Here is a 21,782-nt window from a genome sequence, read left to right on the forward strand (position 1 = left end):
TAGGGGAAACATACATGTCTATTTTTATCTTTGCAGATAAGTTTTTTCTTGAGGGGAAGGTCGTAGGTCCTGGTTTTTTGGAGATAAAAGATGGAAAATTCGGTATCTTTTTAGAGAACAGGCCAGAAGAAGCGGAAGAAATCATCGATTATGCAGGATATTGGATTGCTCCTGGTCTAGTGGATACACATATTCATGGTTTTAGAAATCACGACGTTATGGACAATAATTTTGAAGGACTAAATCAAATATCGGTAGGACTCCTTTCTTGCGGCGTTACATCCTTTTTACCGACAACTTTAACATCCTCAATAGAATCGTTGAATAATGTCGTTGAAATGATTGGTGCCAATTACAAAAAAGTACAGGGCGCAAAAATTAAAGGTATCTTTTTAGAAGGGCCGTTTTTTACTGAAAAGCATAAAGGAGCACAAAACACGAAATATTTTTGTGACCCATCAGTTGATATGTTGAAAGGTTGGCAGAAATTATCAAATGATTCTATTAAAAAAATTGCGATTGCACCTGAAAGAAAAGGAGCGGCGGAATTCATTGAATATGCTGTAGGAGAAGAGATTATAGTAGCATTGGCCCATAGTGATGCAACTTATGAAGAAGCCAAGCAAGCTAGTGAAAAAGGCGCATCCGTTTTTGTTCATACTTTCAATGGTATGAGTCCGCTGCACCATCGTGAGCCAGGGGTGGTTGGAGCAGCCATGAATTTAAAAGATGTTTTTACCGAAATCATATGTGATGGACATCATGTTCATCCTGTTGCTTTAAATATTTTAATGAATGTCCGTGGCAGAGAAGAGGTTGTAATGGTATCCGATTGTATGATGGCCGGAGGTATGCCTGAAGGAACGTATCAATTGGGAGAATTTCCTGTGAAAGTAAAAGGTGGGATGGCTCGTTTGGAAAGCGGAAGTTTAGCAGGTAGCATTTTGCAATTAAAAGATGCTGTCAAAAATGTCGTCGATTGGGGAATTGCCGCGCCCGAGCAAGCAATTTACATGGCGAGTACTGCACCAGCTAAAAGTATTCAACTAGATGGCGAATGTGGGAAGATCGCTAAAGGATATGCTGCTGACTTTATAGTACTGACTCCAGCGATGGATTTAGCAGCTACCTATCTTGATGGTGTGTGCCATTTTCAAGCTTAAATATTTTTCTGAAAGAGGGATTTCAAATGATTTTATCTGTCACCATGAATCCATCTGTCGATATTTCCTATTCGACTCATGAATTAAAGTTAGATGTTGTTAACCGTGTGGAAACAGTTCATAAAACTGCTGGTGGAAAAGGATTGAATGTGGCGCGAGTGATCGCTCAAATGGAAGAAGCTGTTCTAGCGACAGGTGTGATTGGTGGTACGATTGGCGAATACATTATTCAAGAATTAAATAAAAACAATATTCCAAATGACTTTTTAAAAATTAAAAAAGAATCAAGAAATTGTATTGCCATTCTTCATGAAGGGATGCAAACAGAGATTTTAGAATCAGGGCCGACATTATCCAATGAAGAAGGGATAACTTTTTTAGAAAAATTTGAATGTTTACTTACAACAGCTTCACTTGTGACAATTTCAGGTAGTTTGCCGAAAGGGTTACCGACTAACTTTTATTATCAAATGTTAGAAATCTGTAATAACAATGGAATTCCAGTGATTATAGATTCATCAGGGAAATCTTTGAAAAACGCCTTGGTGCATAAAGAAAAACCATTTGCCATCAAACCAAATAAAGCAGAATTATCTCAGTTGTTGGGCATTAACATGGAAATGGGAATCATAGATTTGAAGCAAGCATTAAACCATGAACTATTTACTGGAATTGAGTGGATTATCGTGTCATTGGGTAGTGAAGGTGCCTTTGTCAGGAATGGTGAGGACTATTACCAAGTTACGGTTCCAAAAATAGAAGTGGTCAATCCGGTTGGATCTGGTGATGCGACAGTTGCAGGGCTAGCTGTGGCATTATATCAAAATCAAACGGTTGAGACTGTTCTTAAAACGGCGATGACTACAGGAATATTAAATACGATGGAAGTTGGTACTGGTTATATTAATATAAATAAGTTTAAACAATACTTTGATCTCATTAAAATTGAAAAAATAGATTAGTAGAGGAGAATGTTGATGTTAGAACTAACCAAGAATAAATTGGAAGCTCTAAAACGTTTATCTGCTGAAAATGGCATAATTGGAGCATTGGCTATTGATCAACGCGGTTCATTGAAAAAAATGATTGCGTCTGGCGGTGCAAGTCATGTTGGAGATGAGGGCATTATCCGTTTCAAAGAATTGGTTTCTGAGGAATTAACACCATTTGCAACAGCAATTCTTTTGGACCCGGAATACGGACTGCCAGCGGCAAAGGTCCGACATAAAGAATCAGGCTTAATAGTAGCGTATGAAAAAACCGGATACGATGCGTCAGAAGTAGGACGGTTACCAGATTTATTATCGGAATGGTCAGTGAAACGATTAAAGGCAGCAGGTGCCGATGCTATTAAATTCTTACTCTACTATGATTTCGATGAAGATGAAAAAATTAATAACTATAAACATGTCTATATGGAACGTATCGGATCTGAGTGTGCTGCTGAAGATATTCCATTTTTCTTGGAGATTGTTACTTATGATGCTGAAAATGATGATGCGAAAAGTAAAGAGTACGCAAAAATAAAACCACATAAAGTGATTGAGGCTATGAAGGAGTTCTCGAAATCTCAATACCAAGTAGATGTTTTAAAAGTAGAGGTTCCGGTGGATATGAATTTTGTGGAAGGGTATACGACAGGTGAATTCGTTTACAGAAAAGAAGAAGCTGCTTCTTTTTTCAAAGAACAAAGTGAAGTAACTGAGCTGCCGTTTATCTTCTTAAGTGCAGGTGTAAGTGCTAAATTATTCCAAGAAACATTGAAATTTGCTAAAGAATCCGGTTCTACCTTTAACGGAGTGTTATGTGGTCGGGCAACCTGGAAGGACGGTGTGGCACCTTTTGCTATAAGCGGCGAACAAGCAGGTCGTGATTGGTTAAAAGATACTGGTAAAAGGAACGCTGAAGAACTAAATCTCGTGTTGAAAGAGACAGCCAACTCATGGTTTGCTAAAGTAAAACAAACAGCGGATCTTCAAAGTTAGTACGATATCTTTCCTTCTATATGTCCTTTATTTCTTTCTAGCTTTAAGTGATAATTGCATCAGAATCAATTTTTAAACGGAATGACAAATTAAGAGCAGACATTCGTCTGCTCTTTTTTTAGTGTGTCCAACATGGTGAAAACCCTAGAATGAAAATCGAGAACAGCAAGGGCAGTAGTAACTATAGCTTCGGGTAAAGGTATATGGGGACCCTTTATATATAAAGAAAATGGTAAGTACTAATAGCTATGTACAATCAAACTAATTGAATTTTAGTGGGGTTTCGCCAAAAAATACACTTGAAAAAGCTAACAATATCTTTGTATTGTAAGCGTTTTTAAAAAGACAATATACCTAAAAAAAGAAACAATATCTTTATTGTGTAGGCACTTTAAAAAAACTATTCTAAACATAAGTGAAAGCGGTGCCTTTCAGGTTTTTGTTTATTTCAAAATTAATGTGCAGGTATCGTCTTTAACCAAAATTTTAAATTCAAGGGAGGAAAAGAATTGGAAAATAAGCATTTCAAGAGAGTTTTTAATACCCTTCTTGCATGTATGTTGATTGTGCCAACACTTTTAGTAAGCATGATTGTGCCGCGGCATGTAGGGGCAAATACGTCTAATCCATGGGTTACAATTTCATCTGTTGGAAACGAAATCAATGCATTAATAGAACAAAATGGTAAGTCATATGCAAGGCTTGGAGCAGGTGCTGGCAACGATAATGGGGCTAAAGCTGCAGTTTTTCAAGAACAGAATAAAGTCGCTAAAGAATCAGGAACGATGGAATATAGTTTTATTCCAGAAACAAAGGGACAAGATACTAGATTCGGTTTTTATCCTCATTATATTGACAATAATAATTTCGTTTTTGTAGGCTACGACTCACTTGGATGGTTCTACGAATACAAATATCAAGGGAAAGGTGAATGGCTAAAAACTAGACCTAATGTTCCACTTCCAGAGGCTGGAACTTCGCACTCTATTAAAATTGATTATAATAAAACCACTTTGAATATTACGTTAGATGGAAAAGATTTATTTGGACCGGTTACCTTATCTAATGATGTAAATAACCTTCTTACAGGTAAGGAAGCGATTAAACTTGGGGCTTATGGAGATAAAAATAGTCAAGTACTCATTGAATTAGGAAAGGCGCCTGGGGATGGAGGCACAGATCCAGGAAATGAAAAACTTGTCGATATTACGGATAATAAATTGGAAGAAGGTGATTTGAAAATTATCTCAGGTGACGGAAAAGTTACCTATAATGAAGATGGTTCAGCCACTTTCGGTGTTACATCTACCCAAAAGAATCGAATTGTCTACAACCAAATGAAGGCGATTAAAAATGGTGTTTTTGAAGCGGATGTTACTACTAATACTGATAAGATGAATCGTTTTGGATTTATCTATCGTGTTCAAAATTCATCTACATACACATATGTAGGAACAGGGGATACGAACGATCAGTATTTTGGAGAAACTTTTGGCCCTATAAACAATTGGACGTCGATGACTTCAAACGTGCCGTTAAAAGCAAAACAAACATACCATTTACGTTTAGTATTCATGGACGATGTTGCGACGTTATACATTGATGGTAAAAAGGTAGATTCTTGGACTTTAACAGGTGGTGTAGATCAAGCTGGCTTACTAGGATTTGAAAAAAGCCGAGGTGCTGCCGATATTACGATTTCAAATGTCAAAATAAAGGAATATAGTGCACCAAAGCCTCCAGATACTCAACCAGTAGAAAATATAATAAAGTCAAAGTATATGGACGTCACAATTGACCAAGTATTCCCGCGGATTGTGAAATACAAAGTGGGCGATAAAGTAATGAGCGGACAGGAAGCTCCTGTTTACGGATTGAAAGTAAATGGTGGACTATACTATCCTAAAGTAAACTTTGAAAAGTTAAACGATAGTGAAGCACTATATACATTAAAAGTTGTAGATGAAATGAAAAACCTTGATGCGGTATTTAAGGTATCTGTAAAGGTGAATGATAATAAGGTTGTTTATAGCTTCGATGAAATTAAGAATAATGGTAGTGCCAAAATCGAGACGGTTGAGTTTGCTGATATGAACTTTATATCGGTAAATTCGGAACAAAAAGGTGCAAAAGCTAAATTAACGAATATTAGTACAGATGTTAGGAAAACAGGTGATGTAGATGTAAGCGTAGATTCTTCTATGGGAGAAATAGGTACATCTACTAAAAATTATACAGCATTCTTGTCAGCTGACGAATTGAGCGCAGGTGTATGGTCTAGTTCAGAAGTGGACGGCTATAAAAATTTAGTTGCAAATCGATATGTAAATAAAAATGGTGCTAAAGCAATGGGAATCGGTTCTAGTGCACTTTATTATCAAAGAGATTTTATGCCAGAACCACAAAAAGATAAACCAACTATTAAAATAGCTATTGCTAAAGATTTGAATAATGATAATAAGGCAGACTGGCAAGATGCGGCGATTGCATACCGTGATATTATGCAAGACATTAAAGGATACCAAGATGTAAACAATAATGTTGGAATGCGTATTGCAATGAATTTCGGCTCACAAGCGCAACAACCATTCTTAAAAACATCCGATAATGTGAAAAAGGTTGCTCTTGCTACAGATGAATTGGGGCAAGCGGTCATATTAAAAGGATATGCAAACGAAGGGCATGATAGTGGTCATCCAGATTATGGTGATGTGGGCGAACGTATGGGAGGCGTTAAAGATTTAAATACGCTTATTAAAGAGGGACATAAGTATAATACCCAATTCGGTGTCCATATAAATGCTCAAGAAACTTATCCAGAAGCGAAAGCTTTCAATAATGATTTTATTGATCGTCCAAGTTCATTAGGATGGGGATGGTTAGATCAATCTTATACAATTAATAAATTAAAAGATTTGTATTCTGGATCACGTGCGAAGAGACTAGATGAATTGAAAACGACTGTTCCTGATCTTGACTTTATTTATTTAGATGTATGGTATCAAAATCAATGGGAATCAAATAGAATAGCAGATCAATTTAAAGATAGAGGTTGGAGATTAACAACGGAATTTGGTGGTTCTATGGCCAATTACTCAACGTGGCAACATTGGGCTACTGATAAAAACTACGGTGGACCGGAAAGTAAAGGGATTAACTCAGAAGTACTGCGTTTTATTAGTAATCACCAAAGAGATTCTTGGGTGTTGAATTGGCCTGAAGTAGGTGGAACTGCTGACCATCCATTACTTGGTGGATTTGAATTAGCTGGTTTCGAAGGATGGCAATCTGATAAGAATTTCGATAACTTTATTCGTATGACATTTGATACGAATTTACCTACTAAATTCCTACAAAAATATTATATAACGAACTGGACAAATGTAGAAGGGGATAAGAGCAAGACGAACTTAGAAAAGGAAATAAAATTGAAGGACCCAAGCAATGGGGATGTTGTCGATGTAACTAGAAAAGACAATGCTAGAGAACGTGTTATTAAGCTAAATGGAAATGTTATACTTGATGGCCATGCGTATTTAATTCCTTGGGTGAAACAAGACTTTAAAAGTCCAACTCCTGATTCAGAAAAATTATATCACTGGAATTTGGAAGGTGGTACAACGACTTGGACACTTCCAGATGAATATAAAAATGCCACTACTGTTTATGTATACAAATTGACAGATCAAGGTAGAACAGATGTGAAAGAAGTAAAGGTCGTAAATAATAAGATAACTTTGACAGCAAGTGCCGCAACTCCTTATGTTGTCGTACCAAAAAGAGATAAGGGTTTGGAAATCTTTGACTACAATTGGGGCAAGGATGCTCATATATATGATGGGGGATTCAATACAGGAAAAGTAAGCGCATATACAACTATTGAGGGTGATAATAAAGCAGTAAGCGTCATCAGAACGAATCAAACTGGAAACAACCGTAATGTAAGTAGTGGAGATTACTACTTAAACATTGATAGTCCATCAAAAGATACAACTGTTTCCCGTGTCCTTACTGGTTTGGAATCAGGTAAAGATTACGTAGCAGAGGTATATGTTGAAAACAATAGTGATGTAAAGGCCGGAATTACAGTAACAGGTGGGAAAGAAGATGCTAGCAATTACACACTTCGCAGCCTGCAAAAGAACTATGTTAAGGCAGATTCACATGCCACAAATGATGGATACAACAGCAAAATGCAAATCATGCAAGTGAGCTTTACAGCTGTATCTAATAGGGCTAAATTAACTCTAAGCCGTGATTCTGGGAAAGGGAACACAAAATTTGATGACATTCGAATCGTTCAAAAGTCTTTAAAAAATAATGTCTCACCGACGGAATTTAAACAAGATTTTGAATCGGTAGTACAAGGTATTTATCCATTTGTTATTGGTAATACAGAAGGTGTAGAAGACAACAGAATTCATTTGTCTGAATTGCATGCTCCATATACGCAAAAAGGATGGGCAGGTAAAAAATTAGTCGATGATGTATTAGGTGGGAATTGGTCCGTTAAAGTGAACACCGGAAATAAAGGTTTGCTGTACCGTACTATTCCTCAAAATTATCGTTTCGAACCAGGCGTAACTTATAAAGTATCATTTGACTACCAAACAACAGCAAATGCATTCCGCTTTATTTCAGGGGATCAAGAAATTGATGTTCGAGACATAGCAAGTGCAAAGGGACTAAGTGTGAATAACACTCTTACTGCATCTACTGACACAAAAAGAGCAGAGTTTACTGTGACAGGTTCTGAGAATGCTCAAACTTACGTTGGAATTTTCAGTGATGGAACGAATTTAAACGGAGATACCGGAGCGGGTACGTTTATTTTAGATAATTTACGTATTGAAAAGGTGACTACAGGGGGAGAGACACAGAGGTAAAAATCTCAAATTAAGATAAAGCGAGTTTTATCGTTCGTGTAATATCGTGAAAGAAAAGAGGTTGACCGAAAGGTAGCTGAATAGCTATAAAGGTTAACCTCTTTTTCATATAAGTATGTCACCACAACGAAATTACGGGCAGAAAGGAAGGATTCTCTTAGGTTTGTAGAGTATAAAAAGAAGTTGTCACCAAAAGATCAATTTTAAGGATCCTTTGAGACAACCTCTTTCAATTTAAAGCAACTGATTCTATTTATCCCGCTTTAATGGGCAGTAAGACCCCCACCTCAAAATGCAGCGAAAGCAAGAAGTTAAGTGGGGGATGAAGAAAACCCCCATTGATTAAAGTTTCACTTTATTTGGCACTACTTCAATAACTAGATTATCAATCATAATATCTTTATAACCGTTAAAGTTAGCTTGTGAGCCTTTCACACCATTAGTATTAGCTGCTTTATTAGTGGAATAAATGCCAAACCAGCTTTGCCCGGATTTATCTCCTGTTAAAGTAAAGGAATATGTGCCAGCTCTTGCATTCTTATCACTACTCGCGGTCGATTTTAATTCCTCCTTCGTTAATACTCCTTTTTCTTCAAATGGAGCATTACCTGTCACCACTGAATACGTTCCATCACTACCTGCTTCATAATCAAAAGTAATTTTATAGGTTACTTCTGGTTTAAATGTGAAGTTTTGAGGGATCGTTTGGTACACAAGAGCATCACCTTCTGTTAATCCATTCGTTTTAAGTGACCATTTACCTGCGATAACATCATTTACTATTTTTTGGTTCCAACCTCTTTGTGTATATGGTGCATGTAATTCAGACAGGTGTGTTCTATTATCTTCTACGCCTTCAATATTACCAATTACAAACGGATAGATGCCTTGTACTACGTTTTCAAAGTCTTGTACGAATTTATGATCGCTTACTTGGTTTTCGGCATTACTTTCCACGATGCGAATATCATCAAAGTAACTTGCGCCATTTCCACTATCTCTAGATAAATCGATGGTTACATCTGGTGTTTTATTGCCAGTTTCAAAAAACACATACATATTTTGAAAGTAACTTGTTCCATCCACAGTTGAAGTCATTTGACCATCAGCTTTTGCTTGCTCAGAGCCTAGTGTATTATGTGCGTATGCTCTTACATAGTTTTTAGCAATAGATTTACCAGTACTATTTGTGTACTCTTTGTCGTTAGAAGTAATTGTTAAGCTTGCTTGTGCTTCACTTCGGTTGTCTATACCCACATATGCAGCATACCTTGTATTAGGTTTTAGGTCTGTTAATTTTTGAGTTACATGTACTTTCTTTTTATTATTGGAGATTGTTAGCATATTATTATTACCTTCACTCTTCGTGATCTTAACAGCTTTTGAGTCTCCTTTAATTTTCCAATCTTTTAGGGAATTGCTATTAAATCCAGTATCTATAAGGTGCATTCCTTCACTCCATTTAACATCTTTATTGGACTTTGGCCCTTTATAAATTACATATGGAGTAGATTTTTTTGCATCTAATGTGATTTTTCCATTTTCAATTTTAACATTTTTCATTTTCTCTTTACCTAATTCTGTTAACTCATACACTTTAACGGTACCTTGCCAACCAGTAGGGACAGTCCACGTTGTTTTTCCACCGTTTGTGTTCCAGTGATATAATTTTTCATTCTCTGCTGATAATTTTTTACCATTTTGATCCCAAGACCATGGAAATAAATATTTTTCGTCACCAGGTTTACCTTCAAATATTCGTTTACCATTTAATATCATAGTTCTTGTTCGATAGCCATCTTGATCATTTGCAAAATTATTTGATTTTCTTTCAATTGTAAGTGTATTTTCACTAGATTCATCCTTTAATACTGTCTTCATACCTGGTACCCAGTTGTAAGGTTGTTGCTTATCATCTTTCATTTCAACTGCTTTACCATTTTCCCACTGTGTGACTTTATAATGTTGAATGAATTTGGTTGGAATATTTACCGCAAATAAATTATCAATATACGCTTTGTAGTCACTCCTACCTTGCCAACCTTCAAAGTCTTTCATACTGTATCCACCTAATAATGGAGCATCTGCATCGCCTCCATACTTAGGATAGTTACCAATCCATGCATCTTTTTGATGGTTTTTAATGAAACGGGTGATTGTACTATTAATGCCTTTTAGCGTATACCCGCCATAAGTTAAATCGGCTGCCCAGTGTTGGAATGTAGAATCATACTCATTTGCATATCCCCACTCACTACCTAAGCGCCAACCTAAACTGTTTATTTCTTTACTTAATTGACGGCTCGGCCATGTGCTATTATCACCTGACTGTCCATTACCCCAAACATCTACATAAATAAAATCTAAATCATTTTTCTTACCACCAAGAGCATCATATAAATCTTTGAATCGTTGTGCTCTACCATTTCTTAAATCATAATCAGCGTTAATGTTTATTCCTTGGTCAATCCAGTTCCAACCATATTTATAAGTTCCATCTGGATTTTTTAATAAACGATCTTCTTGGAAATATTTTGACTCTGGATATGTTTCACTTGCATTCACATGAACACCAAAAGACGCCCCATATTCTTTCCCCTTTGTTAGCAATGCTTTCATGTCCTTTGCACCGCCAATTCGGGTTCCAATATCAGCATAATTTAAATGACCAGAATCATGTCCTTCACTACCATAACCTTTTAGTAGAATAGATTGTCCTAGTCCATCAGTATTTAAATAAAACTTTTTTACTCCGTCTAAAGCCATTAAGAAAGGATTTTGGGCTTGACTGCCAAAGTTCATATTAACACGGTAACCAACTAAGTCTGGAACCTTTTCTGCCCCTAGAGGTTCGTTCATAATTTTTCTATAAGCAATTGCTCCGTCTTGCCAGTTTATCTTTTTATCATCATTAGCATCAGCAGTAATGATTACTTTCACGGACGGCATTTCATCAACCTTATTAACTGTTCCATCCTTTAGCTCTAGAGTGCCATCTTCTTTACGATGTCCTTCTGACTTTTGATACGTCCAGAAGGTACTACTTAGACCAAGTGTTTTTTTTCCTGTACTATTAGTCGTAGCAGTTGCCGTAATTCTTTGAGCATCGGTCTTTGCAGCATAAGAATCTGGAGCCAATTTTTTTGCTAAACTATTCTCTGTATTCGACCATATACTTGCACTTAATTCATCAGTAGAAAGAAAGGCATACATATATCCTTTTTGCTCTTCATCTTTCGTAATTAAACTTTCATCAACCTTTACCTGTCTATCACCATTAATACGTGTATTTGTTGACATCTGTACGCCATCTAGCACTGCGTTTTTTTGACTGTTATTTACAGAAATTAAATTATGATTTGGAATTTCGATAGTTTTTACGATTTTGTTGTCGACGATCTTTGTAATATTGAATTCTAATATATTCTCTTTAACAGCCAACTCAGCAGTAATAACCGCAGAGATATTGTTGGGAGTATCTATTACCGTCATCTCATATACAACTTTCTCGGAGGAAACTTTTGTTTTTACTTTTGGTTTTACTGCTACATCATTTATAAGGATTGTATTTAAGGTCTCAGTTTGTCCGTAAAAAGTCTTTCCTGCTCCATTTCCGGATTTTAAATCGTATTGAATGACTCTTGGAAAATTCACATCAACGAGAACATTCATTTGATTAGATGAAATAACCGCATTTGGGCTTTGAGAAATGATTTGATTTTCAGCTTGTTTAGTATCCGTGGTTCCTTCGGCTTGGATTAGGGAACCATTTGTAAAACAAGTAGAACCTACGACACAACTTGTTACAAGTGTTGCAATCTTCCTCTTGAATTTCCTTTTCGATTTTTTCATATGTACCCCCTCGTTTCCATTTTGGCAATTTTGATATGGATGGTTTTTCACAGGTATAGATTACTTTATGATCTTTTAAACTTAATATTTTGATAGAATGTGAAGCTTGTATAGTAGTTGAGAATCTATTAAAACCAGAAGTAGTTTCCAGTATCTATCTGTACCCATAGATTACTTTTTGTGAAATGCTTACACAAGTGAGATATTGCTATGTTTTTTAGAAATATTGTTTTTTGTAATGTTGAAAATAAGATAAATAACAAATAATCCTGGTTTATAAAGCTAGGGTTATTTTATTGCTAGTGTAATATTGTGGATGAAAGGTCTATCTCGGTGGAGGTAGGCCACATTGTGTTCATTGAATCGTCGGAAATCGTTCTTCAAAACATGTACTTTTTTATGTTTTTAGTGAGATGTTAAAAATGAAAAGCAAGATGTCTAAAAAATACGACAAGATGTTGATTGTAGAAGTGTTTTTACGTACGTATAATGTAACAAAATAGCTTGCTAAACGGGCGATTCTAGTATGCTAATAGCTTCTTCGGAGAAAGCAAAACGTATATTCGAATGGTGGTTATCCCATACGTCCGTTTATAAAATGATAAAAGGTACATAGAACTTGCATCGTAACAACCTAAAACGCTATGAGACTAGAGGAGGTAAATGATGATGATATATCAAGCTATCCAGCAGTTAATTGATCGTGCTATCAAAATTCAATTGATTGAACAAGAAGATGCAATATATACAAGGAATAAAATCCTTTCCTTACTTCGTTTAGATGACTTTGTAGTGGAAGCACCAGCTCCTGGGCCTGCAAAGAAAGCAAATTCGGAGTTGTTGGAAGAGTTAATAGAATATGCTTGTATGCATAAAGTCATTGAGGAAGTACTGGATGAGAAGGAGATTTTAGCAAGTGCAATTATGGATGTTTTTATGTCCAAACCGTCCGTTATCAATACTCTATTTTATGAAAAATACGAACAAAATCCGAAGGCTGCGACAGATTACTTCTATGAATTAAGTAAAAACAGCAACTATATCCAAATGAAGCAAATTGCCAAAAATATAAATTATAAAGTAAATACGGAATACGGTGCCATTGATATAACAATTAATTTATCAAAACCAGAAAAAGACCCTAAACAAATTGCTAAAGAAAGAGTATTGGAAAATACAAATTATCCAAAATGTTTACTCTGTATAGAGAATGAAGGATATAGGGGCAGAATTGGACATCCTGCACGATCGAGTCATCGTATGATTCGAATGAACATTACAGATGAAAGCTGGTTTCTACAGTATTCTCCGTATATATACTTCAATGAACACTGTATTGTATTGTCATCAGACCACCGGGAAATGAAGATTGATCGTCAAACATTTTTACGTTTATTAAAATTTGTAGAAAAATTCCCGCATTATTTCCTCGGTTCCAATGCAGATTTGCCAATTGTAGGAGGATCTATTCTAACACATGATCACTATCAAGGTGGAAACTATGAATTTGCTATGGCAAATGCATCGAACGACATAATTTTTGAACTAACTAACTTTCCAAAAATGCAATGTTCGATTATTAAATGGCCTATGTCAGTTATTCGCTTAAGAAGTAACGACATAGAACAAATAGTAAATGCAGGGGAGTACATATTAGAGAGTTGGAAGGGATATAGTGATCCTTCTGTTAATTTATTTGCATTTACGAATGATGTTCCGCATAATACGATTACTCCTATTGCTCGTTACCGGAATAATATGTACGAATTGGATCTAGTTTTACGGAACAATTATACAAGTGAGGAACATCCATTGGGTATTTTCCACCCTCATGCGGAAATACAACATATTAAAAAGGAAAATATCGGTCTGATTGAAGTAATGGGGCTAGCTGTACTTCCTGCTCGTTTAAAAACAGAACTTCAGGAAGTGGGGAAATTCTTACTTAATATTCCAAATGATATTCCAGCACCTCATATACGATGGGCAGAACAATTAAAAACCAAATATGAAAATAGGATGAATGAACAAAATATACAGGAGATTATGAGAGAAGAATTGGGACGGAAATTTATTCAGGCGCTTGAAGATGCTGGTGTTTTTAAACGAGATGAAGAAGGGATATCAGCGTTCAAACGTTTTATTCAAACTTTAATTTAGGAAGGGGTTTGGTAGTTATAGTGAAGAACAAAAGCCTCAATGAATAAAGCTTCACAGTATTAAAAAAATAGAAAAAACTAAACAACATCTCATATTCCTATGAGATGTTGTTTTAGTATGGTTCTGTTGCATGTATTATGACATCTAATAAACCGGGGAATCTAGCATTTAAGTCATCTTCACGAATTGAAATGAAACGTTGTGTGCCTTCAAGGCGTGTATACATAACACCAGATTCACGTAAAACTTTGAAATGGTGAGATAAAGTTGATTTCGCAATTGGAATATTTAACGCACCACAAGATTGTTCATTTTTCTCTAGTAGCATAGTTACAATTTGTAAACGAATTTGATCACTAAGTGCATATAAAATAGAAGAAAATTGAATTTCTTCTCGATTTGGATGATAGAGAGTACGCATTTTTTCACCTGCTCGTGTAAGTAATATATTTGCACTATAACATATAAAATGGTATATTTCTATTGTTCGAATATATTCGAACAATAGAAATATAGGGGGAGAAAAAAATGAAGTATACAAAATTGCAAAAGGCAGGACTAAATATTTCAAAGTTGGGGTTAGGAACAAACGCTGTAGGGGGACATAATTTATATGCTGATGTGAATGAGGAAGAAGGAAAACGATTAATAGAAGAAGCTATGGGGCAAGGGATTACCTTTATTGATACAGCAGATTCATACGGTTTCGGCAGATCAGAAGAATTGGTAGGGGAAGCATTGAAGGGAAAACGCCACGAAGCTGTACTTGCTACCAAAGGTGGAATACAACCGTTATTAAATGGAGAGGTTTATATGAATAATGAACCGAGCTATTTAAGAAAAGCTGTAGAAAATAGCTTAAGAAGATTACAAACTGATTATATTGATTTATATTATTTACATTTTACAAACCCAGAAACAAGTTACATAGATTCAATTGGAGAACTTACTCGCCTAAAAGAAGAAGGGAAAATTCGTTCAATTGGAATATCTAACGTAAACGTAGAGCAATTAAAAGAAGCAAATCAGTATGGGCACATAGATGTTGTACAATCACCGTATAATATGTTAGATCGTACTGCTGGGCAAGAACTTTTGCCATATTGTATAGAATCAGGTATTTCATTTATTCCTTACGGGCCTCTTGCTTTTGGGATACTAGGTGGTAAATATACAGAAGATTTCAAATTGAATAAAGGAGATTGGCGTCAAAGTGTAAATCTATTTGAAGAGAATACATATAAGAGCAACTTTAAGAAAGTTGAAAAGTTAAAAGACATAGCTAAAGAAAAGGATCTCGAATTATCGCATTTAGCTTTAGCGTGGTTATTAAACCAAAAAGGAATTGATACTGTTATTCCTGGTGGGAAACGAGCGGAGCAAATAAGAGAAAGTGTAAGAGCGGTGGAAGTTTCATTGAATGAAAATGTCATGAAAGAGATTGAATCTATTTTAGAAGATTAGTTGAAAGGAGGGATAATTCCCTCTTTTTATATAAAAGGAGAAGATTTAAATGAAAAGAGTACTAGCTGTATTCTTTACAATCATGTTTATGATCGGTACAGATACTTTCTTAATTTCACCACTTTTACCCACATTACAACAGGTGTATCATATTTCAACTGAGTTGTCAGGGTGGATGGTGAGTTCATATGCTTTGGGATATGCTGCATTTGCACTTATCGCTGGTCCTATATCAGATAGTTTAAACAGAAAAAAAGTGATGGTAATAGGGATGAGTTTTTTTGCGTTAAGTACGTTTTTATGTGGAATTGCACCGAGTTTTCTATGGATGTTAATATTGAGATTTTTAGCAGGTGTAAGTGCAGCCTTTGTATCTCCACAAGTGTGGGCATCTATTCCGCTCCTTATAGAGAAGGAACAAATTGTAAAGGCAATTGGGATTGCAACAGCAGGATTGTCACTCTCTCAAATTTTAGGACTGCCAGTTGGATCATATTTAGCAATGATACACTATACAACACCATTCTTCATCATTGGTATATTATCAGCACTACTTGTTATTCTTATTTATGCAGTATTACCAGAAATACAACCGGGTTATATAAATGGAAATAAAACAAATATCTTAAGGCGTTATAAACAATTACTTTCAGATTCTAAGGTTTCACTTTCTTTTTTTGCATATTTTGTTTTTCAAACTGGTAATTTTGCTGCATTTTCATTCTTCGGTGTGTGGCTGTCTATTCAATTTGGCTTGCAAATTCATGAAATAGGAACAGCTATGCTCGTATTAGGATTAGGAAATTTAACTGGTAATATTTTTGGACCTAGAATCGTAAATAAAATTGGTTATAACCTTTCATTCTATGGTGGAATTATATTTACAGCAGTTCTATATGCATTACTTCCTCATGTAAACAACATTATAATTGTGGAGTTATTATTTTTTGTTTTGTTTTTTGTGACAGGAATTTTGTTTGTATTAATGATGAGGCACTTACAAAACATATCTATCGTAGCAAGAGGAACAGGAGCGGCTCTAGCTAATGCTTCTATGTATATTGGTCAAATGATTGGAGCGGCAATGGCAGGAATGTTATTTGCAGCATCTCACAATTTTATATTTGTAGGTAGTTTTACTGCAATATTATATATTATAGCTGTATTTCTGTTTAGAAAAAGTGAAAAGCTTACTGAAAATAGTGAAACAGGAATTGCGTCATAAAGTCCTTACAAATAAAAAAAGCCCAAAAATAAAAATCCCTATAGAGATAGGGATTCATATATCGGCATATAGCTCCTTGGAAAAGGATATACTGAGTATAACATATAGGACTACTTATAATTGTGAAATAGTTGTGAAAGTAATGTGAAAAATAACATAATAAAAAGCACTGTTTTAGCTAATGAACTAAAACAGTGCTTTTCTCTTTGATTGAACAGTTGCTGCATTTTCATCATGTATGCCTGCATCTTTAATAATTCGTTGTTTAGCTTTATTTAATAGATGGTTTACTGCTTCTCCAAAATAGTTAGCTTCGCTTTTTGTGCGGGCTTCTCGTAAACATTTATAGTTTTCTAGCAGTTCCTCTTTTTCAGTGTCTGTTAAGAAATCTTCTATTTTCTTTTTTGTCATACGAAACACCCTTTCTTCTGACAAACGACGCAATAGAAAATATTTATTGTTTATTATAGCAATAATTTTCAAAAAAAGTATAGACTAACGTCGCAATAATTTGTCAATTTCTTGAATCTTCTCATCAGCTTTCCCGATTTGCGTATTTTTAGCCTGTTCGCCACCAAGAGCTTGATGTAGTAAAAAAGTCTGACCGGAAATAGCAGTCACAATGGATACTTTAATAATTTCTTTGATTAAGGTGACATCAAATAAAACGAGTCCAAGAAGTGCAGCTAGACTACCAGTGAAAATATCAGTCAAAAACCCAAAGTGAAAAAAAGTCTTCAAACGGCGTGGAAGCAATAACTTACCTTGGTTATTGATTAGATGGGAAACGAAACCGGTAATGCCACCAACGAGTATAGCGGTTAGCCATTGATACATTTCCATCGAATCCACTCCTTTTAGTGAATAAGATTCGATTATTTTATATTGATTCCTTTTAATATTTCATAGAAGCATATTGAGAAAGTTTGTTTGGGGGTATTACGTATTCAATTTAATTATAACAGAAAAATCTGATATATTTCAGTCTATTATATGAAGCTGTTATTCCTTAATATGAATACAGAAAAGGGTGCGTGATATGAATATAGATTACCGAATAAGAAGTGTGGCTGGTTATACAAAAAATATAGGGGAATTAGTAAGCATGCTGGAGCATACAAGGGCTGTAACATTCCTTGAAATAAGAGATCTATCGGTTGAGCAATTAGATTTAATGATACCGAGTGGAGGGAATTCCATTGGAGCGTTACTAAAGCATATAGCAGCTATTGAAAAAGCACATCAGCTTATTTCATTTCAAGAGCGTGACTTTACAAAGGAAGAATTAGAAATATGGAAAGACGCACTCTATTTAGGAGAATCGAGGAAAACGATTCGTGGTCATGAAATAAAGTATTATGTACAGCTTCTACAAAGTGTTCGAGAAGAATCACTGAAGTATTTGAGTGAACAAGGTGATGAATGGCTTATGTCAGAAAGAAAGTGGCCTAACGGTGTAGCTCATAACCAGTACTATTTGTGGTTTCACGTGCTAGAAGATGAGATTAGTCACCGTGGGCAAATTAGAATGATGAAAAATAAAATGTTTGAAAATTACGTTAAATAAGGTAGCTTTTTAAATGAATATTCCATATAATGAGAGTAATTAAAATGAGAACGGGGTGATGTATTATGGCGAAAATAACTTATATGAATAATAAACCAAATACAAAGGTGGATGGAAAGGGCGAGACTATATAAGGGAGCGCACGATCCTTCCGCTTAGCTTAAACTAGGGAGGATATCAATTTGAATCAAAATATTTTAGAATCGTTCGGCTGGGATTCTTTTTTTGAGGAACAAGCTGTTGAGAACTTTGAAGTAGGACGAATTTTACTTGAGCATAAGCATATATATCGAATTATTTGTAATGATGGTGAATATATGGCAGAGCTGTCTGGAAAGTTTCGACATGAAGCAGTAACGAAGGGAGATTATCCAGCAGTTGGTGATTGGGTGTATATAAAGAAAATAGAGAATGAAAAGAAAGCAATTATTCATCGTATTTTTCCAAGAAGAAGCTCTTTTTCTAGACAAGAGGCTGGTACTCGAACGGAAGAACAAGTAATAGCAGCAAATGTAGATTATCTATTTTTAGTGAATGCACTTAATCATGATTTTAATGTAAGAAGAATGGAACGTTATTTACTATTAGCGTATGAAAGCGGTGCAATGCCTGTAATTGTTTTAACAAAGAGTAGCTTATGTGAGGACATAGAGCAGAAAATTGTTGAAACGGAAGCTGTGGCAATTGGTGTTCCAATCTTCGTCGTTGATAGTGTAGAGCATGCCGGTATTGAATCGTTGCAGCAATTCGTTACTTCAGGAAAAACAATTGCTTTAGTCGGGTCATCAGGGGTTGGGAAATCTACTTTGTTAAATGCACTTATAGGAATTGAAGTAGCAAAAACGGGAGATATTCGTGAGGAAGATAGTAAAGGAAGGCATACGACAACTCATCGTGAATTGTTCCGATTACCGAGTGGTAGTTTAGTTATTGATACTCCGGGTATGAGGGAGCTGCAGCTTTGGGAAGGAAGCGATGCGATTCAAACAACATTTTCTGATATTGAAGAACTAGCAAATACATGCCGTTTTAGGGACTGTAAGCATGAAAATGAGCCAGGGTGTGCAGTGCATAAGGCAATTGATAACGGAATGATTACGATAAATCGATTGCAAAGCTATAAAAAATTACAAAGAGAACTAGCCTATTTTATGAGAAAACAAGATGCTGTTCTTGCAAGAGCAGAGCGTGATAAGTGGAAAAAGATTTCTAAACAGCATAAAAAAATGTAAAAAACCAAAGGTATATTCCTTTGGTTTTTTACATTTGTAAATTTTATAATAATATTATTCAAATATATAGACAAATAGAATTTATTTGTTTAAACTTTACAAAGTATTCATCATAATAGGTTATGAAAATAATAATTAGGGAATGGGAAGTATTTATAATTCACAATATTTATCTTATAAAATTGAAAAGCAGGAGGTTTGTAATGGGTAGACTATTAAATTGGTTTCGTGATATGAAAGTAGCAAAAAAACTACTAATTTCATTTTTCGTCATTCTAATTGCGGCGGTCTCTATTATCGGAGGCATGTCTTATCAAACAGCTAAAAAGAATTTTGAATCACAAATTACGAGTAGTGCTCACGACAATATAAAAATATTAGATAATTTAATCAATCAAATGATTGAGGCAAAATTTAATGATATAAATAATTTTGCGCGAGTGATTCAAGGGAATATGTATCAAGGGGAAAATCAAGATGAATTAAGGAAGATGTTATCTCAATATATTAATTTAAATAAAGATGTTGAACAAGTATACGTTGCTGGAAATGATAAGAAATTTGTGCAAGAACCAAATATACAAATGGCAGCGGACTATGATCCAACAGAACGTTCTTGGTATAAAGATGCAGTGGCAAAACAAGGTGGTATTGTAATTACTGAGCCGTATAAGGCAAAAGGAAATGGACATATTGTCGTAACGATTGCAAAACAAGCAGAAGATAAAAACGGTGTTGTAGCGATAGATTTAAGTTTAGATAATTTATTAAAAACAACGAAGTTAATTAATATTGGTAAAAAGGGATATGCTTTCATTTTAGATGGGAAACAAAAAATAATTGCACATCCTCAAGAGAAGTCAGGAGAAAAAGCATCTGATTCTTGGGCGAAGAAAATTTATGAAGATAATCATGGTGCTTTTTCATATATGTATGACGGTAGCGAAAAACAAATGGTATTTGCTACAAATGTAAAAACAGGTTGGAAAATCAGTGGGACGATGTACTCAAATGAAGTAATTGAAGCTGCGCAGCCTGTATTTTATAATATGTTAATTGTTATGTTCATTTCATTAGTTATAGGCGGGGCACTTATTTATTTTGTGACACTTTCTATAACGAAGCCATTAAAAAGATTAGTTGTCACTTCTAAAGAAATAAGTGAGGGAGATCTAACGCAAACCATCGAAATTCATTCTAATGATGAAATTGGTCAACTTGCAAAAGGATTTAATGAGATGACTGATGCATTGCGAACATTAATCGGAAGAATTAATACTTCGGCTGGACATGTTGCAGCAGCATCAGAAGAGCTAACGGCAAGTGTAAGACAAGCGAGTGAAGCGACTGAGCAAATTACAATGGCAATGGATGAAATATCGAGCGGGGCAACAACACAAACAACAAGTGTAGAAAATGGTGCAATGTTACTATTTAATGTAACAGAAGGAATTCAACATGTAGCAAATAGTTCATCATCAATTAGTACGGCTTCTGCGCATACTCGTGAAAAAGCAGAAGATGGTGGAAAACTAGTAGGAAAAACAGTAAATCAAATGCAGTCTATTGCAGAATCTGTTTCACAGTCAGATGAAGTTATACAGTTATTAAATAATAAATCAAAACAAATTGGTGACATACTGGAAGTCATTCAAAATATTGCAGATCAAACAAATCTTCTAGCTTTGAATGCGGCAATTGAAGCTGCAAGAGCAGGAGAGCACGGAAGAGGATTTGCAATCGTTGCAGATGAAGTACGTAAATTGGCGGAGAAGTCTAGCGTATCTTCTAGTGAAATTAGTAAATTAATAAGTGAAATACAAGATGACATGAGTAAGACGGTAAAATCAATGGGGCATGTAAATGAAGAAGTTCAATCTGGACTTGTAATTGCGAATGAAACGAAGCAAAACTTTACTGAGATTTTACAATCTACAAACGAAATTGCCGATCAAATTAAAACGATGGTTGAAACGGCTAACGGGATGTCAAAAGGTGCAAATGAAGTGTCTATTTCGGTAGGACAAATTGCAATGACAGCGCAGAATAATGCGACGAGTACTCAAAACGTTGCAGCATCAGCGGAAGAACAATTAGCTTCGATGGAGGAAATTGGTTCTGCAGCTGGTACGCTTTCTCAAATGGCTGAAGAGTTACAAGTATTAATTGAAAGATTTAAAGTTTAATAGAGAACAGACTACTCCAAGATAGCAGTATGCTATTGGAGTAGTCTGTTTTTTTGTAAAAT

14 protein-coding genes are annotated in these 21,782 nt (G+C 35.2%); 10 read left to right on the top strand and 4 right to left on the bottom strand.

The window, feature by feature from the left end; translation table 11 throughout:
* Positions 1 to 14: 14 nt before the first annotated feature.
* The 4 genes from nagA to ACTFR9_RS02590 all read left to right on the top strand — a co-directional run bounded on the left by nagA (position 15) and on the right by ACTFR9_RS02590 (position 8,034).
* The gene (nagA, locus tag ACTFR9_RS02575) at positions 15 to 1,163 is read left to right on the top strand and encodes an N-acetylglucosamine-6-phosphate deacetylase (protein WP_229136394.1); all 1,149 of its coding nucleotides are present in this window, start codon (positions 15 to 17) and stop codon (positions 1,161 to 1,163) included.
* Positions 1,164 to 1,189: 26 nt separating this feature from the next.
* Complete coding sequence (locus tag ACTFR9_RS02580; protein ID WP_000603957.1) at positions 1,190 to 2,125, top strand: hexose kinase; 936 nt, start codon at positions 1,190 to 1,192, stop codon at positions 2,123 to 2,125.
* A 15-nt stretch (positions 2,126 to 2,140) separates the two neighbouring features.
* Positions 2,141 to 3,148 (top strand): tagatose-bisphosphate aldolase, encoded by a 1,008-nt coding sequence (lacD, locus tag ACTFR9_RS02585; protein ID WP_000891851.1) that lies wholly within the window; start codon positions 2,141 to 2,143, stop codon positions 3,146 to 3,148.
* A 509-nt stretch (positions 3,149 to 3,657) separates the two neighbouring features.
* Complete coding sequence (locus ACTFR9_RS02590) at positions 3,658 to 8,034, top strand: endo-alpha-N-acetylgalactosaminidase family protein (RefSeq protein ID WP_440048938.1); 4,377 nt, start codon at positions 3,658 to 3,660, stop codon at positions 8,032 to 8,034.
* A gap of 342 nt (positions 8,035 to 8,376) precedes the next feature.
* Here ACTFR9_RS02590 and ACTFR9_RS02595 read toward each other — a convergent pair whose 3' ends face one another.
* A complete protein-coding gene (locus ACTFR9_RS02595; protein WP_229136392.1) occupies positions 8,377 to 11,886 on the bottom strand; it encodes an endo-alpha-N-acetylgalactosaminidase family protein in 3,510 nt (1,169 codons plus the stop codon).
* 669 nt (positions 11,887 to 12,555) lie between these two features.
* On the opposite strand from ACTFR9_RS02595, the gene galT reads away from it, so the two are divergent.
* On the top strand, positions 12,556 to 14,046 hold the full coding sequence (gene galT / locus ACTFR9_RS02600; protein ID WP_229136432.1) for a UDP-glucose--hexose-1-phosphate uridylyltransferase: 1,491 nt from the start codon (positions 12,556 to 12,558) through the stop codon (positions 14,044 to 14,046).
* Between the two features lie 112 nt (positions 14,047 to 14,158).
* Here galT and ACTFR9_RS02605 read toward each other — a convergent pair whose 3' ends face one another.
* Positions 14,159 to 14,467 carry an ArsR/SmtB family transcription factor gene (locus tag ACTFR9_RS02605; RefSeq protein ID WP_001259894.1) on the bottom strand — a complete coding sequence of 103 codons (309 nt, stop codon included), beginning with the start codon at positions 14,465 to 14,467 and terminating at the stop codon, positions 14,159 to 14,161.
* A gap of 107 nt (positions 14,468 to 14,574) precedes the next feature.
* On the opposite strand from ACTFR9_RS02605, the gene ACTFR9_RS02610 reads away from it, so the two are divergent.
* Positions 14,575 to 15,510: an aldo/keto reductase gene (locus ACTFR9_RS02610; RefSeq protein WP_229136391.1), complete on the top strand. Its 936-nt coding sequence runs from the start codon at positions 14,575 to 14,577 to the stop codon at positions 15,508 to 15,510.
* Positions 15,511 to 15,559: 49 nt separating this feature from the next.
* Positions 15,560 to 16,735 carry an MFS transporter gene (locus ACTFR9_RS02615; protein ID WP_000832291.1) on the top strand — a complete coding sequence of 392 codons (1,176 nt, stop codon included), beginning with the start codon at positions 15,560 to 15,562 and terminating at the stop codon, positions 16,733 to 16,735.
* 186 nt (positions 16,736 to 16,921) lie between these two features.
* On the opposite strand, the gene ACTFR9_RS02620 is transcribed toward ACTFR9_RS02615, so the two are convergent.
* Positions 16,922 to 17,146, bottom strand: coding sequence for a hypothetical protein (locus ACTFR9_RS02620; protein WP_000162601.1), 225 nt, complete (start codon positions 17,144 to 17,146; stop codon positions 16,922 to 16,924).
* Between the two features lie 84 nt (positions 17,147 to 17,230).
* Positions 17,231 to 17,578, bottom strand: coding sequence for a DUF4257 domain-containing protein (locus tag ACTFR9_RS02625; RefSeq protein ID WP_000426313.1), 348 nt, complete (start codon positions 17,576 to 17,578; stop codon positions 17,231 to 17,233).
* Between the two features lie 196 nt (positions 17,579 to 17,774).
* On the opposite strand from ACTFR9_RS02625, the gene ACTFR9_RS02630 reads away from it, so the two are divergent.
* The 3 genes from ACTFR9_RS02630 to ACTFR9_RS02640 all read left to right on the top strand — a co-directional run bounded on the left by ACTFR9_RS02630 (position 17,775) and on the right by ACTFR9_RS02640 (position 21,720).
* On the top strand, positions 17,775 to 18,302 hold the full coding sequence (locus ACTFR9_RS02630) for a DinB family protein (RefSeq protein ID WP_001018091.1): 528 nt from the start codon (positions 17,775 to 17,777) through the stop codon (positions 18,300 to 18,302).
* 182 nt (positions 18,303 to 18,484) lie between these two features.
* Positions 18,485 to 19,534 carry a ribosome small subunit-dependent GTPase A gene (gene rsgA, locus ACTFR9_RS02635; protein ID WP_229136390.1) on the top strand — a complete coding sequence of 350 codons (1,050 nt, stop codon included), beginning with the start codon at positions 18,485 to 18,487 and terminating at the stop codon, positions 19,532 to 19,534.
* 203 nt (positions 19,535 to 19,737) lie between these two features.
* Positions 19,738 to 21,720 carry a HAMP domain-containing methyl-accepting chemotaxis protein gene (locus tag ACTFR9_RS02640; protein ID WP_000533111.1) on the top strand — a complete coding sequence of 661 codons (1,983 nt, stop codon included), beginning with the start codon at positions 19,738 to 19,740 and terminating at the stop codon, positions 21,718 to 21,720.
* Positions 21,721 to 21,782 lie beyond the last annotated feature (62 nt).

This window comes from Bacillus cereus group sp. MYBK222-1, assembly GCF_051916425.1.
Classification (GTDB): Bacteria; Bacillota; Bacilli; order Bacillales; family Bacillaceae_G; genus Bacillus_A; species Bacillus_A paranthracis.

Coding starts and splice junctions, on each gene's coding strand:
- ACTFR9_RS02640 (WP_000533111.1), top strand. CDS start 19,738: ATGGGTAGACTATTAAATTGGTTTCGTGATATGAAAGTAGCAAAAAAA.
- nagA (WP_229136394.1), top strand. CDS start 15: ATGTCTATTTTTATCTTTGCAGATAAGTTTTTTCTTGAGGGGAAGGTC.
- ACTFR9_RS02615 (WP_000832291.1), top strand. CDS start 15,560: ATGAAAAGAGTACTAGCTGTATTCTTTACAATCATGTTTATGATCGGT.
- galT (WP_229136432.1), top strand. CDS start 12,556: ATGATATATCAAGCTATCCAGCAGTTAATTGATCGTGCTATCAAAATT.
- ACTFR9_RS02605 (WP_001259894.1), bottom strand. CDS start 14,467: ATGCGTACTCTCTATCATCCAAATCGAGAAGAAATTCAATTTTCTTCT.
- ACTFR9_RS02630 (WP_001018091.1), top strand. CDS start 17,775: ATGAATATAGATTACCGAATAAGAAGTGTGGCTGGTTATACAAAAAAT.
- ACTFR9_RS02610 (WP_229136391.1), top strand. CDS start 14,575: ATGAAGTATACAAAATTGCAAAAGGCAGGACTAAATATTTCAAAGTTG.
- ACTFR9_RS02625 (WP_000426313.1), bottom strand. CDS start 17,578: ATGGAAATGTATCAATGGCTAACCGCTATACTCGTTGGTGGCATTACC.
- ACTFR9_RS02580 (WP_000603957.1), top strand. CDS start 1,190: ATGATTTTATCTGTCACCATGAATCCATCTGTCGATATTTCCTATTCG.
- ACTFR9_RS02595 (WP_229136392.1), bottom strand. CDS start 11,886: ATGAAAAAATCGAAAAGGAAATTCAAGAGGAAGATTGCAACACTTGTA.
- ACTFR9_RS02620 (WP_000162601.1), bottom strand. CDS start 17,146: ATGACAAAAAAGAAAATAGAAGATTTCTTAACAGACACTGAAAAAGAG.
- lacD (WP_000891851.1), top strand. CDS start 2,141: ATGTTAGAACTAACCAAGAATAAATTGGAAGCTCTAAAACGTTTATCT.